Annotated in this window: 13 protein-coding genes; 2 read left to right on the forward strand and 11 right to left on the reverse strand. The window is 67.9% G+C overall.

What is annotated here, in order from left to right:
- Positions 1-7: 7 nt before the first annotated feature.
- From Q9R30_RS14600 to Q9R30_RS14615, 4 genes are all read right to left on the reverse strand, one after another.
- Positions 8-229 (reverse strand): hypothetical protein, encoded by a 222-nt coding sequence (locus tag Q9R30_RS14600; protein ID WP_104997881.1) that lies wholly within the window; start codon positions 227-229, stop codon positions 8-10.
- A complete protein-coding gene (locus Q9R30_RS14605; protein WP_104997880.1) occupies positions 226-1,545 on the reverse strand; it encodes an inorganic phosphate transporter in 1,320 nt (439 codons plus the stop codon). Before Q9R30_RS14605 ends, Q9R30_RS14600 begins: the two co-directional genes overlap by 4 nt.
- 147 nt (positions 1,546-1,692) lie before the next feature.
- A complete protein-coding gene (locus Q9R30_RS14610) occupies positions 1,693-2,205 on the reverse strand; it encodes an HAD domain-containing protein (protein ID WP_311218005.1) in 513 nt (170 codons plus the stop codon).
- A gap of 194 nt (positions 2,206-2,399) precedes the next feature.
- Positions 2,400-2,834: a VOC family protein gene (locus tag Q9R30_RS14615; protein ID WP_311218006.1), complete on the reverse strand. Its 435-nt coding sequence runs from the start codon at positions 2,832-2,834 to the stop codon at positions 2,400-2,402.
- A 128-nt stretch (positions 2,835-2,962) separates the two neighbouring features.
- On the opposite strand from Q9R30_RS14615, the gene Q9R30_RS14620 reads away from it, so the two are divergent.
- The gene (locus Q9R30_RS14620) at positions 2,963-3,583 is read left to right on the forward strand and encodes an L-threonylcarbamoyladenylate synthase (RefSeq protein WP_104997877.1); all 621 of its coding nucleotides are present in this window, start codon (positions 2,963-2,965) and stop codon (positions 3,581-3,583) included.
- Positions 3,584-3,646: 63 nt separating this feature from the next.
- On the opposite strand, the gene ligD is transcribed toward Q9R30_RS14620, so the two are convergent.
- Positions 3,647-4,669, reverse strand: a complete 1,023-nt coding sequence (gene ligD / locus Q9R30_RS14625) for a non-homologous end-joining DNA ligase (RefSeq protein ID WP_311218007.1) — start codon at positions 4,667-4,669, stop codon at positions 3,647-3,649.
- A 68-nt stretch (positions 4,670-4,737) separates the two neighbouring features.
- Between ligD and Q9R30_RS14630 the strand changes: the two genes are divergently transcribed.
- The gene (locus tag Q9R30_RS14630) at positions 4,738-5,415 is read left to right on the forward strand and encodes an alpha/beta family hydrolase (RefSeq protein ID WP_311218008.1); all 678 of its coding nucleotides are present in this window, start codon (positions 4,738-4,740) and stop codon (positions 5,413-5,415) included.
- A 61-nt stretch (positions 5,416-5,476) separates the two neighbouring features.
- Here the strand turns inward: Q9R30_RS14630 and Q9R30_RS14635 are convergent, their stop codons facing one another.
- The 6 genes from Q9R30_RS14635 to Q9R30_RS14660 form a co-directional block, all read right to left on the reverse strand.
- Positions 5,477-5,629, reverse strand: coding sequence for a hypothetical protein (locus Q9R30_RS14635; RefSeq protein ID WP_199775375.1), 153 nt, complete (start codon positions 5,627-5,629; stop codon positions 5,477-5,479).
- A gap of 154 nt (positions 5,630-5,783) precedes the next feature.
- Positions 5,784-8,444 carry an ATP-dependent helicase HrpB gene (gene hrpB / locus Q9R30_RS14640; RefSeq protein WP_311218009.1) on the reverse strand — a complete coding sequence of 887 codons (2,661 nt, stop codon included), beginning with the start codon at positions 8,442-8,444 and terminating at the stop codon, positions 5,784-5,786.
- Positions 8,445-8,504: 60 nt separating this feature from the next.
- The gene (locus Q9R30_RS14645) at positions 8,505-8,909 is read right to left on the reverse strand and encodes a hypothetical protein (RefSeq protein ID WP_311218010.1); all 405 of its coding nucleotides are present in this window, start codon (positions 8,907-8,909) and stop codon (positions 8,505-8,507) included.
- A 166-nt stretch (positions 8,910-9,075) separates the two neighbouring features.
- Positions 9,076-9,438 carry a hypothetical protein gene (locus tag Q9R30_RS14650; protein ID WP_311218011.1) on the reverse strand — a complete coding sequence of 121 codons (363 nt, stop codon included), beginning with the start codon at positions 9,436-9,438 and terminating at the stop codon, positions 9,076-9,078.
- Positions 9,439-9,643: 205 nt separating this feature from the next.
- Entirely contained in the window at positions 9,644-10,582 is a 939-nt protein-coding gene (locus tag Q9R30_RS14655) for a 5'-3' exonuclease (RefSeq protein WP_104997872.1), read from the reverse strand.
- Between the two features lie 105 nt (positions 10,583-10,687).
- On the reverse strand, positions 10,688-12,694 hold the full coding sequence (locus Q9R30_RS14660) for a VWA domain-containing protein (RefSeq protein ID WP_311218012.1): 2,007 nt from the start codon (positions 12,692-12,694) through the stop codon (positions 10,688-10,690).
- Between the last annotated feature and the right edge of the window lies 1 nt (position 12,695).

Below are 12,695 nucleotides of genomic sequence, written 5' to 3' on the forward strand. Positions count from 1 at the left end.
GGCGGGGTCAGCCGGAAAAGTACGGAATGATGAGGTACAGCCCGAAGAGCACTGCCAGGCCGCACAGGCCGAAGCAGACGTACGCGAAGGCCCGCTTGGTGCCCGGTGACACCTGCTGCGGGTCACCGGCGATGGCCGTCAGCCTGACGCCCAGGGAATAGAGGACCACCACAGTCACAGCAGCCGCCAGCGTGGCACCGGCTACGGTAAGCAGTTCCAACCACTTCATCGTTGGGCATCCTTCGTGTCGACGGCTTCGGCTTCCGCCTGAGTGCCGGCTTGGGCTTCGTTATCGGGCTGGGCGGTTGGCCTGGTCTGGATGTTCGCCATGGGCTGGGTGTTTGCCTTGGCCCTGGCGCGCGCGTGGGCACGTGCCAGGGCCTTCTTCTTGGCAAAACGCACGGCCTGTCCGGCCTCTTCCACCTCGATGGCATTGTGATGGCCGACGGCGGATTTGCGTGAGTAGAAGAACATCAGCAGCACGGCTGCGGTGCCGGCAACGGCGGCGATCAAAACGCCAACCACGCCCGTCTTGACGAGCAGGGCGGTCAACGCCCCCACAATACCGGCGGCGGGGAGGGTGAAGAGCCAGCCCAGTGCGATCTTACCCACCATGCTCCAGCGCACGCTGGTTCCCTTGCGGCCCATGCCGGAGCCGATGACGGAACCGGACGCAACCTGGGTGGTGGAGAGTGCAAAGCCGAGGTGTGAGGACGCAAGGATGGCGGACGCCGTGCTGGTCTCGGCTGCGAAGCCCTGGGCGGGCTTAACCTCGGTGAGACCGGCCCCCATAGTGCGGATGATGCGCCACCCGCCAGCGTACGTGCCGACGGCGATGGCCAGGGCGCAGGCCGCGATGACCCAGAACTGGGGGCCTGAACCGGCGTCCTGGGTTCCGGCGGCAATCAGGACCAGCGTGATGATGCCCATGGTCTTTTGGGCGTCGTTGGTGCCGTGGGCCAGTGCAACCAGGCTGGACGTGAAGATCTGGCCGGTCCGGAAGCCGCCGCGCTTCTGGGTGAGCTTGCTCCCGGTTTCGGGGTCGTGGCGCGAGGTCAGCGCGTAGGCGAGGCGCGTGCAGATGTAGGCAACGACGCCGGCAATAAGCGGTGCGAAGATCGCCGGGAGGATGACCTTCTGGAGGAGGCCTTCAAGGTTGATGGAGTTAAAGCCGATGCCGGCAATGGCGGCACCGATGAGCCCGCCGAACAAGGCATGTGAAGAACTCGAGGGAAGGCCCTTGAGCCAGGTGATCATGTTCCAAAGGATTGCACCCATCAGGCCGGCAAAGATGATGTCCGGCGTGATCTGGACGCCGTCCGATCCCTCACGGATGATTCCGCCGGAGACCGTTTTGGCCACCTCCGTGGAAAGGAATGCACCCACGAGGTTCAGGATGGCTGCGAGCGTCACCGCGGTTTTTGGCTTGATGGCGCCGGTTGCGATGGGCGTGGCCATGGCATTCGCGGTGTCGTGGAAGCCGTTAGTGAAATCGAAAAAAAGTGCCAGTGCGATGACCAGCGCCACCATGAAGGTGATATCCACCTGTTGCCCAATCTGCAGAGTCGACGTCCAGCAGTTTCTTTTTCCCCGGCTGCGTTACCCAGGTTATTCACCAGCTGTTCGCTTGGAATGACTTGCGGCGTTAACCAGGCCGGCGTGAAACCTTATCGATCGTACGCGTACCCAACATCAGGTCAAAAACAACGGCTGTCCGAGGAACGACCGTATCCGCTCAAGTTCTGGGGGCGAGATGCCGCGTCTCGGATCGGGGGAAACGGCCAGGATGCGCCGGCCGAGGAGCCTGATCCAGGACTGGGCATCCGCCTCGAAGGCCAGCTGGTCATCGATCCAAGCGACGCCCCCAGGGCTGGCGGCTTCCACGTCATCCTGGATTGCACGAAGCTTCCACCAGCCTTCCCCCGAGCCTGTCCCGGCTGAAGTCAGGTAGGGCCACCGTGCCCCGTCCAGGCCGATGGCCGGGCAGAGGTACTGCGGGGCAAGTTCTTCCCAGCTGGTGAGCAAGACGCAGCGCACCCCCGGCATCGCGGCAATGTCGTTCAGCCCGTCCACGAGTTCCGGCGCATAGGCCACGGGCAGGAGGCCCGCATCGGCGTACTTCCAGCCGGATCGCCAAGAGCTGGCTCCGTCTGGCCCGAACGGACAGACGACGCCGTCGACGTCGAGATAGAGCGTGCGGGCCATGCCGGGCCGAACCGGGAACCTAGCGCTGCCGGAAGCCCGGTTGCGGGGCGGTGGCGAGCCGCCCATGTTCCGGGCCGCTGAATCTGACGACTGACTGCACGCCTACATCCTCGCACCGGCCCCCATTGTCCTCAAGGAGCCCGGCTCCCTGATGGCAATCCCGGCCACGGCAGCGCCAGGTAAGGAAGAGCCGCCTAGGGTGCTCCCGCTGCACCCGCGGGGTTGTTAACGTTGACCAGCCAGGCCACGCCGAACCGGTCGGTGCACATCCCGAAGATGTCACCCCAGGGCGCCTGCTCCATTGGAACGGTCACCGTTCCGCCGTCGCCGCTGAGCTTCTCGTAGTAGCCGCGCAGTTCCGCTTCATCGTCACCGCTGAGGGAGATCGAGATGGATGATCCCGGCGTGTACCCCATGCTGTTCGGTGTGTCCGCCCCCATCAGCACCATCCCCTGGGTTGCGGTCAGCATGCCGTGCATGATCTTGTCCGATTCGGCCGGATCGTCGCTGGCCTGGAACTCCCCGAAAGTGCTGAGGGACAGCTCACCGCCGAAGACGGCCTGGTAAAAGGTCATCGCCTCGCGCGCGTTGTCGCGGAAGCTGATGTAGGGGTTGAGGGTGGTCGGCATGGCGGATCTCCTTGAATGGGGACGGAACATGGTGGAACCAGACAACATCCTGCCTCAAACGAAGGGCGGGTGGTAGGGGATGCCGGACGGTGGTGCGCAACGCCGTGCCGGGCCGTAGGCTCAGGGGCATGGCCAGATACTTTGACGTGCACCCCCAGGACCCCCAGCCCCGCGCCATCACCCAGGCAGTCAAGATAGTGCTCGACGGCGGGCTGATCGCCTATCCCACGGACTCCTGCTACGCGCTTGGCGCGCAAATAGGCAACAGGGACGCCCTGGACCGGATTAAGAGCATCCGCCGGCTGGACGACAAACACCACTTCACGCTGGTCTGCCGTGACTTCGCCCAGTTGGGCCAGTTCGTGCACATCGGCAACGATGTCTTCCGCAGCATCAAGGCCGTCACCCCGGGCGGCTACACCTTCATCCTGCCGGCCACCAAGGAGGTTCCGAAGCGCCTGCTGCATCCGAAGAAGAAGACGGTTGGCGTCAGGATTCCGGACAACCGGGTGGTACAGGCACTGCTCGCAGAGCTCGGTGAGCCGTTGCTTTCGAGCACCCTGCTGCTCCCCGACGAGGAGGATCCACTGACCCAGGGGTGGGAGATCAAGGAGCGCCTGGACCACCAGGTGGACGCCGTGATCGACGCGGGCGACTGCGGATCAGAACCCACCACCGTGGTGGACTTTTCCAGCGGCGTGGCAGAGGTTGTCCGGCGCGGCACCGGGGATCCGTCCCGCTTCGAATAGCTGCTGCGAAAGCGCGCTTGGGTAAGGACGTGGGCGACGACGGGTGTCGCCTTCCCCTTCCGGCTACTCCTGCTTGCGCGCCCGGCTTGGCTGCACCCTGGGCGGCTCGCCCGGCATCTTGGGGTAGTCGGGCGGGAAGGGAAGCTCGCCCAGGCCGGCCTTGAGGTCACGCTCCCACCACTCGAGGAGCCTGTCGATGGTTCCGGGGTTCCTGCCCATGTCCGCCCAGGGGTCGCCGAGCGTCTTGAGCCGGTCCGGGACTGTGAGGATGGTGAAGTTCTTCGGATCCGCGCTTTCCAGTTCGTCCCAAGTGATCGGGCAGGACACCGGAGCGTGGGGCAGCGGCCGTGGGCTGTAGGCGCCGGCGATGGTGCGGTCCCGGTTGGCTTGGTTGAAGTCCACGAATACCCGCTCGCCGCGTTCTTCCTTCCACCAGGCGGTGGTGACCTTTTCCGGCATCCGGCGCTCGAGTTCCCGGGCCGCGGCGATGACTCCATGCCGGACGTCCAGGAATTCCCTGGTGGGCTCAACGGGCGCATAAACATGCAGCCCGCGGTTCCCTGAGGTCTTGATGAAGCAGTCAAGGCCCGCCTCAGCCAGGACCTCCTTCAACGCCAGCGCGGCAGGGATGGCGTCGTCGAAATCGGTTCCCGGCTGCGGGTCGAGGTCGATGCGCAGCTGGTCGGGATTGTCCGTGTTTTCCGCGCGGGAGGGCCAGGGGTGGAAAACGATGGTGTTCATCTGCACCGCCCATACAGCTGCTGCTGGTTCGTCGAGGATCAGCATGGGATGGGAGCGCGCGCTCGGAAAAACCACGTTGGTGGACCGGACGAACGCCGGTGCGCCCTTCGGCGGGTTCTTGGAGAAGAACATCCCGCCCTCGATGTTGCCCGAGAACCTTTGCAGGGCCACGGGCCTGCCGCCGTTGGCAGCGATGAACGCATCCCCAACGTCGCAGATGTACTGCGCGAGGTCGAGTTTGGTGATTCCAGGCTCAGGCCAGATGACCCTGCCGGGGCTGGAAATGCGCATCTCCCGTTCGCCGTTCGGACCCTGGACTGTGAGGGTGGTCTGTTCGCTCGCCATGGGGACAACGTACACCCCGGCAACAGGAGCCCGGCAGATCTGGGCGGCCGGTCCGGCATGATGGACACATGCCAGCTTCTGAAACCACCCTCAGCATCCCGGTGGGTGACGTCATGGTCTCCGGCGCCTACGCGCGCCCTGACAGCCCGTCCGCGACCGTGGTGGTGGCGCACGGTGCCGGTGCGGGCATGGAGCATCCCTTCCTGTGCGGGTTCACCGACGCCCTGAACGCCCTTGGCCTCGCCACCCTACGTTTCAACTTCCCCTACCGGGAGGCCGGCAGGAAGTTCCCGGACCGCCCGCCCACGGCGATCGCAGCCTGGCGGGCAGCCATGGCGGCAGCGGCAGGCCAGGCGGCGGAACACGGCGGCGCCGGCCCGATGTGGGCGGCAGGCAAGTCCTTCGGCGGACGGATGGCCTCGATGGCCGTGGCGGACGGGATGGAGGCTGCAGGACTGGTCTACCTGGGGTATCCCCTGCATCCGCCGGGAAAGCCCGAGAAAGTCCGGGATGAACACCTCTACGGCATCACTTCACCCATGCTGTTCCTGCAGGGCAGCCGGGACACGTTCGCCACTCCCGGCATCCTCGAGGACGTGGTGCGCCGGATAGGACCCTCAGCTGTCCTGCAGTGGGTGGAAGGCGGCGACCATTCGTTTGCGGTGGCCGGCGTGAAGCGGTCAGCCACGGAAGTGGGCGCGTCCCTTGCGGAGCCGGTGGCTGGCTTCATCCGCGCGCCCGGCTGATCGGAAGCGCCGTTTTGATCGGGGCCGCTGCACGGAACCAGGCGGCCAGGGTGTCCGGCTGTCAGGCGGCTTCCTCGTGCCACCAGCCTTCCCAGGCTGCAGAACTGAGCTGGCCTTCAGGGAATTCGGTTTGTCCGCTGCCGCCGCCGTGTGACCGGCTGTCATCACTGCGCCGGCCGTCGAGCAAGAGGTTGAGGCTGTTGAAGAGAAACATCTTTACGTCCTTCCGTTTCCTGTTGAGGACAACACTGTCCAAGTGGAAACGAGCCTATGCTGTGCATGTTTCAGGGCGTCGACTGTAAGTAACAGGCGTGTATCGGAGATCTCACGCGGGGCCGTGCGCCCGGGTAGGCGAACGCGGCAGCCTGCTATTTCCGCTGCTTGGTCCGTGCGGTGGCCGGTGCGGTCCAGGGATCTTCCGGCCAGGGATGCCTGGGATAGCGCCCCCTCATCTCGGCGCGGACCTGTGCGTAGGGTCCGGACCAGAAAGATGTCAGGTCGTCGGTGACGGCGAGTGGCCGCCGGGCCGGTGACAACAGATGGAACAGGACCGGTACCCGGCCATGGACCAGGCGGGGCGTCGCCGCCAGCCCGAAGCACTCCTGGAGTTTGACGGCAACCACGGGCCGTTCCGTCCCCGCTGTGGATTCCGGATACTCAATCCGCACCCTGGAGCCGCTGGGGACTTCCAGCCATTCCGGGGCGAGCTCGTCCATCCCGGCCGCCTCCGGCCAGGGAAGCAGCCGCCGGAGCGGCCCGGTGAGGTCTATGGTGCTGGCGTCCGCGCCCCCTGCAAGCGCCTCGAGCTCGGATCCCAGCCAGTCCTGCAGCCGGGCAAGGAGCCCCGCCTCCGACACGTCCGGCCACGGGCCGCCCAGCTCGCGGTGCAGGAAGGCGAGCCGGCTGCGCAAAGATACTGCCGGCGTCGACCATTTGAGGGCGGAAAGCCCTTCCTTCTCCAACACTGCTGCTACCGCGGCCCTGCCCTCCGCGGGCGAGGGACGCACGGGAGTGGACGCGAGCCCAATAGCGCCCAATCGCCGGACCCTCCGGGCGGTAACCCGTCCCTGCGTGAAGGCGGCCTCAACGGCCTCAGCCAGAAGGTGTGACGCAGCAGCCTCGGCAAGGCTGGCCGAGAGCGGAGCCGCGGCGCGGATCACGGCTCCGGTGCCGGCGGAGTCCCTGCCTTCGGCGCGGGACACCTCAGCAACGGCCAGCCATTCGTGCCCTGCCAGGCTGCTTCCGGCCGGCAACCCGGCCCGGCTCCCGGATGACAGCAGGTAGCGCTCCGGCCCGTCGCCAGGGACCCTGCGTGCCACACGGTCGGGAAAAGCAAGGGCGACGACGGCGCCCACCACCTCAGCACCGCCAGCGAGGGCAGGAAGCGCGGGAGCTTCGGACAGCGGGCCCGCCTGGCCGGCCAGCGCCTCGAGGCGGCGGCTCTCCTCCGCCCAACGCCGCCCGGCCGGCCCGCCGTCACTGCGCAGCCGGGACATGAGCCGCACCAGGTCAGCGCCCGGAGCGCGGCCATCACCCGCCACGGCGGCCACCACCTCCGCCGCCGCCTTGGGGCCGGCGGCAGCCGCGCCGTCGAGCAGGGCACGGCCCAGCCGCGGATCGGCGGGAATGCCGGCAAGTATCCTGCCCGCACCCGTGGCCTGGCCGCTGCCGGACACTGCCCCGAGCTCCGCCAGGACTTCCATCGCATCATCCATGGCCTGCTGCGGCGGCACGTCAGGCAGCGGGAGGCCCTTCCCCCGGGGGGACCCCCAGCACGCCAGCAACAGGGCGGCGCCCGTCAGGTCCGCCACGTTGATTTCCGGGGTCACATGGGCCGGTGCGGCGCCAAAGGCTTGCTGGCTGTAGCAGCGGACAACGGTCCCCGGCCCCTGGCGGGCAGCCCGCCCGGCACGCTGTTCCGCAGAGGCTCGGGAGCAGGACACCGTGACCAGTCCGTTCATCCCCCGCCCGGCGTCACGCCGCGGCTCACGGGCAAGCCCTGAATCAACGACCAGCCGGACGCCGGGGACGGTCAGCGAAGACTCGGCAAGGGCTGTCGAGACGATGATCCTGGCGGTGTCGCCCGGCCCGCGGCCGGAGACTGCGCGGTCCTGCTCGGCTGCCCCTGCCTGGCCGTGGAGTTCCAGCACGTCGATCCCTGGGCCAACCAGGCTGCGGAGCCTCGCCGCCACCTGGGAAACCTCCCTCGCCCCGGGCAGGAAGACCAGTGCGTCGGTGCCGCCGTCTTGTGCCAGCACACGCCGGTGGGCTTCCGCGGCCGTCCCTGCCACGAATTCCAGGAACGCGGACGCCACTCCCCTCCCGTCCAGCCTGGCGGCAGGGGCCGGCCGCCACTCTAGGTCCAAGGGATGGAGCACGGAGGGGCAGTCGACGACGGGAGCCGGCCCGCCGCCGTCGTGATCACCCAGCAGGGCGGCAAAACGGGGTGCGTCGAGGGTGGCGGACATTGCGACGACGGCCAGGTCGCCGCGCAGCTGGCGGACCTCAGCGAGCATGCCGACGAGCAGATCCGTTTCCAGCCCGCGTTCGTGGACCTCGTCCAGGACCACCGCGCCCGCCGTGGGGAGGTCCGGAGCGGCCAGCAGGCGGCGCAGCAGGATGCCGGGCGTGACGAACTCGATGAGGGTTTCGGGTCCTGCCTGGCGTTCGCCCCGGACGGTGTACCCGATGCGGGTTCCCAACCGGCTGCCGTCCAGGGCTGAAAGCCTGCGGGCGGCGGCACGGGCGGCGACGCGGCGCGGCTGGGTGACCACCACCCGGCCCGGCTGGCTGGTGGCGGCTGCAAGTAGGTTGGCGAGGAGCGGCGGCACCAGTGTGGTCTTGCCTGTTCCCGGCGGTGCCTGCACTACTGCTGCTCCTCCGGCACCCGCTCTTCCTCCGGCAACGCCGTCGCCCAGGGCTTCAGCCAAGGCCGCAAGCGAGTCAGCAAAGGGTAGACCGGCGCCGATGGCCGCCAGGTCGAAGGCTTTGCCGGCTGGCGGCGCCTTCCGGCCTCTCGGAGAAGTCATCACTCCATTTTGCCCGGAATTTCGCTACTGCCGGGACGGAAGCGTGGCCGGACACCGGGATTAAGGCTTTCCCGTCCCCTTTGCCTTGCCCTTGGAATCCTTGGCGGCATCAGGCAGTTCCGGTCCCTGGGGTGCCGATTCGGGCACAGGGGCGGCGGCGGGCTCTTCCGGTTGGGGCGGGACGGGCTGTGACTGCGCACCGGAGGCGTCCGCCGTGGGGGGCTCGGCTGCCACTGCAGCCGCCTTGGCTGTGGAAGCCGCGGCGGCCTGGGCTTCAATGTGGCGGCTGATCTCCGCCCGGACCGCCGTCAGCGCAGCTTCGATATCGCGGTACCTGGACGCTGACACCAAGCCCCCTCCGGCGGCAGATTCCAGGTCCTTTTCGAGCGCATCCAACGCAGCAAGGGCGCCGTCCAGCCTGTTCTCTGCGGCGGCCTGGCTCACGTTGAGCACGCGGATCTGCAAGCCCTGAAGGGTCGCCTCCTCCGAGCCGGACCCGCGAAGACCAGAGGAAACAAAGAATGCTCCGGCCGCCAGGGCGGCGGCTGCAATAGTTGCGGCGAGTGCGCCCCAAACCCTCCGCCATCGGGGCACCGGGATAGCCCTGCCCGTGTGTCGGGGCCCTGGAACCTCAGGCGGCATGCCTGCCCCGCAGCGGCACGACGGCGGACGGCCTGGGACGCAGGACCGTCACGGCAGTGGTTTCGATGTTTGCTGCAGGGACAGCCGCTTTTACTGGCCGGGCCGCGGCAGGTGCCTCTCCCGGAACCGCTGCCACGAATACCGGCGTTGTCCGCGGGGCCTTCAGGAGAACCCGGCGCCCGGCCGCGCGAAGCAGCGCGGCGAGCAACTGGCCCAGTCCCAGGCCCAGGAGCAGATGACCTGCGAGGTACTGGCCGCCATGGCCTGCAGCACCGAAAGGCGCGCTGGCGGCCAGCGCCGCTCCGGCAGCGGCCACCAGGGACCAGATGGCACCACCAATAACTGCACTCATGTTTTCGACCTGCTCCCGCTTCTCCGACTAATCAGCAAGCTTACTAGTATTGGTCAGCAAGCTTACTACCTGTTTTGGACTACGCAAGCGGGACGCAAGGGGCAGTGTGCGGATTGGTGCGTTGAGGGAGCGCCGGAAAAGGAACTGCAGGGAAGGCTGCCGCTTCGCCACAACGCGCTGTCGCAGCCTTCCTTTGATGCAGTCCCTACTGCCGCAGGTCGAGGGCCGCCAAAAGCCGCCGGACCGAGCCGCCCAGGTTCCACTCGGTGGCAAGGCGTTCCAGTTCGGTGCGCGGCTCCCCCGAAACGGGGCTTAGCTTGGCGCCAGCCTGTTCGGGGCTCGGCAGGTCCAGGTCCCGCACGAGCCTGACGACAGCGGGGGCAACCGAGAGGTAGCCCGCGGCGGCGGCCAACCTGGCCCGCACCGGGGCGGACAGTCCGCTGCCGGAATGTCCGGCCGCTTCCAGCAGCCCCTCCAGGGTGCCGTGCTTGAGCAGCAGCGACGCTGCCGTCTTTTCGCCGATACCTGCGACGCCCGGCAACCCGTCCGAGGCGTCGCCGCGCAATGTGGCGTAGTCGGCATACTGCTGGGGCAGCACACGGTACTTGGCCACCACCACTTCTTCGGTGATGACTTCGAGGTTCTTCATGCCGCGGGCAGTGTAGATCACCCGGACCTGCCGTTCGTCGTCGCAGACCTGGAAGAGGTCGCGGTCTCCGGTCACCACATCCACTGGCAGGTCCGCGTGGCTCGCGTAGGTGCCCACGACGTCGTCGGCCTCGTGGTCAGGCGCGCCTACAATGGCGATGCCGGCAAGCTCAAGCACCCGGCGGATCATCGGAAGCTGTGCCTCAAGCGCATCCGGAACCACCTCGACGTCCGGTGCGCCGGCGACGGCCTCCGCCACCCGGTGGGCCTTGTACGTGGGGAGAAGGTCTACCCTCCATTGCGGGCGCCAGTCATCGTCCCAGCAGGCGATCAGGTGCGTTGCCTGATAATCAGTGGTCAGCCGCGCAATCATGTCCAGCAGTCCCCGGACGGCGTTGACTGGCGTGCCGTCCCCCCGCCGGATCGTATCCGGCATTCCGTAGAAGGCGCGGAAGTACAGCGAGGCAGTGTCCAGCAGCATCAGGCGGTCAGGCATACCCCGATCCTCACATGGATCAGCCCTGCGGGGCCATCAACTCCGGCCCATGATTCCGCGGTTCTCCATGTCCGGCGTCCAGGACCGGGCACCCGCCGCGTCCCGCTAGGAAGCCCAGTCGGAGTCGCCGAACGCGCGCCCCCGGAAGTGCGCACGCAGGTACTCCCCCACCACCGCGGCTCCAAGGTCCCCGGCCTCCGGTGCCACCACGCGGCCGTCCACCCGGCGCACCAGGCGCTGCACGAACCGTTCCAGGCTGGGGTCGTTGCCCAACCTGAAAAACGTGGCCTGGGTGCCGGCGCGGCCCAGCCGGTCCAGTTCCGCCACCGTCACCCGGATGGTTTCCGGGTCCGGCGGCCAGCAAAACCACGGCTCGCCTTCCGCAAGCAGGTGGGCGGTGGGTTCGCCGTCGGTCACCACCAGGAGGACGGGCTGCATGGAGGGATGCTTGCGGAAGAACCGGCCGGCCAGCAGCAATCCGTGGTGCAGGTTTGTTCCTTGTTCACGCCGGGGAGGCATGGCCGTGAGCTCGCCTATATCCATCGCCTGGGCATAGCGGCCGAACGTGATCAGCTCCAGCCTGTCCCCGCGGAAGCGCGTGGACACGAGGTGGTGCAGCGCCAGGGCAGTGCGCTTCATGGGCACCCACCGCCCCTCGGCGGCCATTGAGAATGAAACGTCCACAAGGAGGACGACGGCGGCCTGGGTGCGGGCCTCTGTCTCGCTCACCTCGATGTCCGCGGGGGTGAGGCGGAGTCCGGCGCCCGGGGTCCCGCCGTCGGCCGCGGTACGGCTGATCGCGTTGGTCAGCGTGCGCGTGACGTCCCAGGGCTCGGCGTCCCCGAACTCCCATTGGCGGCTGGAGCCGGTCTGCTCGCCGGCAGCTCCCGCCACGCGGGTGTCCCTGCGCCCCTGCCTGCCGGACAACTGTTTCGCGGTATCCCGCAGGAGTGACTTCCCGAGCCGCCGCATGGCCTGGGGCGAAAGCCGGAGGTCCCCGTCCGCGCCACGGCGCAGGTACCCGCCGTCCTGCATGGCCCGCTCGATCTCCGCCAGCGTGCGTGCGGTGACGGCGGCGTTCTGCCCAAGCTGGCGGGCCAGGGCATCCAGGTCCAGGTCGTCGAGCGTTGATCCGTTGTAGGACTGGGAAAGCTGCTCGGCGAGTTCGTCCAGTTCCGCGATGTCCTGGAGGACGCCGGTGCCGTCGCCGAGGCCCAGCCCCTCCTGCCCCTCGAACCGCTCCGACCCGGTCCAGTCCTCTCCGGGACGCAGTGCCCGAAGGGTGTCGTCGAGCCGGTCGAGCTGGGCCATCAGTTCCGCCGACCCGAAAGCCTGTGCGGACAGGCGCATCAGCTCCTCCCGCTGCTCCGGCGACATGGACTGCAGGAGCCGCTGGGCCGCAGCTGCCCGCTTGGCCAGTGCGTCAATCAGCTCCTCCACGGACTGCGGATCTTCCGGGAAGTGGTGGCCGTGCCGCGCCATGAACTCCTGGAAGTCAGCCTCCGTGTCCTGCCCGCGGCGGTGTTTGTCCAGCAGCGTGTTCAGGTCCCGGAGCATACCGCTGACGGCTGCCCGGTCCTCTTCCGTGGCGTTCTCAAGCGCCTGCTTCATGCCGGCGAAGCGCTGGTCCAGGGCCTCGCGGCCCAGCAGGTCCTTGATCCGCTCGTAGGCTTCCCTGGCGGCGCCGGACTGCCAATCATAGGAAGCGAGCCCGTTGACGGCCGCCGCGGTGGATTGGGGCAGGTTCTGGAGCTGCATCTCCCGGAAGGCACGGTCCGTGTTGTCCATCATCGCGTCGCGGGCGAGTTGTTTGCGTTCCTCCAGGAGGGCGGTATCCAAGAGCTGCCTGACCTCGCTGAGGGTTCCGTCCAGCCGGTGCCGGCCGAGCAGTTCACTGCGGCGTTGCTGGACGCGCCGGCCGAGGTCGTCCAGGCCTTCCCGGCTCCGGCCGCCGCGCCTGAGGAACTCCTGCAGGGCGTGGCGGGGTGAGTAGCCTGCCATCACGTCTTCGGCGACGGCGTCCAGCGCCTCCGCAAGGTCAACGGGCGGAGCAAGCGGGTCGGGCCCACCGGTGTACCGGCCGTACCGGGCGGAGTGGTGATGGATGTCCATG

The sequence above is a fragment of the Arthrobacter sp. AB6 genome (genome assembly GCF_031844545.1).
GTDB lineage: Bacteria > Actinomycetota > Actinomycetes > Actinomycetales > Micrococcaceae > Arthrobacter.

Excerpts from the sequence above, each read along its gene's own strand:
- Q9R30_RS14600 (WP_104997881.1), bottom strand. The coding sequence starts at position 229 with ATGAAGTGGTTGGAACTGCTTACCGTAGCCGGTGCCACGCTGGCGGCT.
- Q9R30_RS14610 (WP_311218005.1), bottom strand. The coding sequence starts at position 2,205 with ATGGCCCGCACGCTCTATCTCGACGTCGACGGCGTCGTCTGTCCGTTC.
- Q9R30_RS14615 (WP_311218006.1), bottom strand. The coding sequence starts at position 2,834 with ATGCCGACCACCCTCAACCCCTACATCAGCTTCCGCGACAACGCGCGC.
- Q9R30_RS14620 (WP_104997877.1), top strand. The coding sequence starts at position 2,963 with ATGGCCAGATACTTTGACGTGCACCCCCAGGACCCCCAGCCCCGCGCC.
- ligD (WP_311218007.1), bottom strand. The coding sequence starts at position 4,669 with ATGGCGAGCGAACAGACCACCCTCACAGTCCAGGGTCCGAACGGCGAA.
- Q9R30_RS14630 (WP_311218008.1), top strand. The coding sequence starts at position 4,738 with ATGCCAGCTTCTGAAACCACCCTCAGCATCCCGGTGGGTGACGTCATG.
- Q9R30_RS14635 (WP_199775375.1), bottom strand. The coding sequence starts at position 5,629 with ATGTTTCTCTTCAACAGCCTCAACCTCTTGCTCGACGGCCGGCGCAGT.
- hrpB (WP_311218009.1), bottom strand. The coding sequence starts at position 8,444 with ATGACTTCTCCGAGAGGCCGGAAGGCGCCGCCAGCCGGCAAAGCCTTC.
- Q9R30_RS14650 (WP_311218011.1), bottom strand. The coding sequence starts at position 9,438 with ATGAGTGCAGTTATTGGTGGTGCCATCTGGTCCCTGGTGGCCGCTGCC.
- Q9R30_RS14655 (WP_104997872.1), bottom strand. The coding sequence starts at position 10,582 with ATGCCTGACCGCCTGATGCTGCTGGACACTGCCTCGCTGTACTTCCGC.
- Q9R30_RS14660 (WP_311218012.1), bottom strand. The coding sequence starts at position 12,694 with ATGGACATCCATCACCACTCCGCCCGGTACGGCCGGTACACCGGTGGG.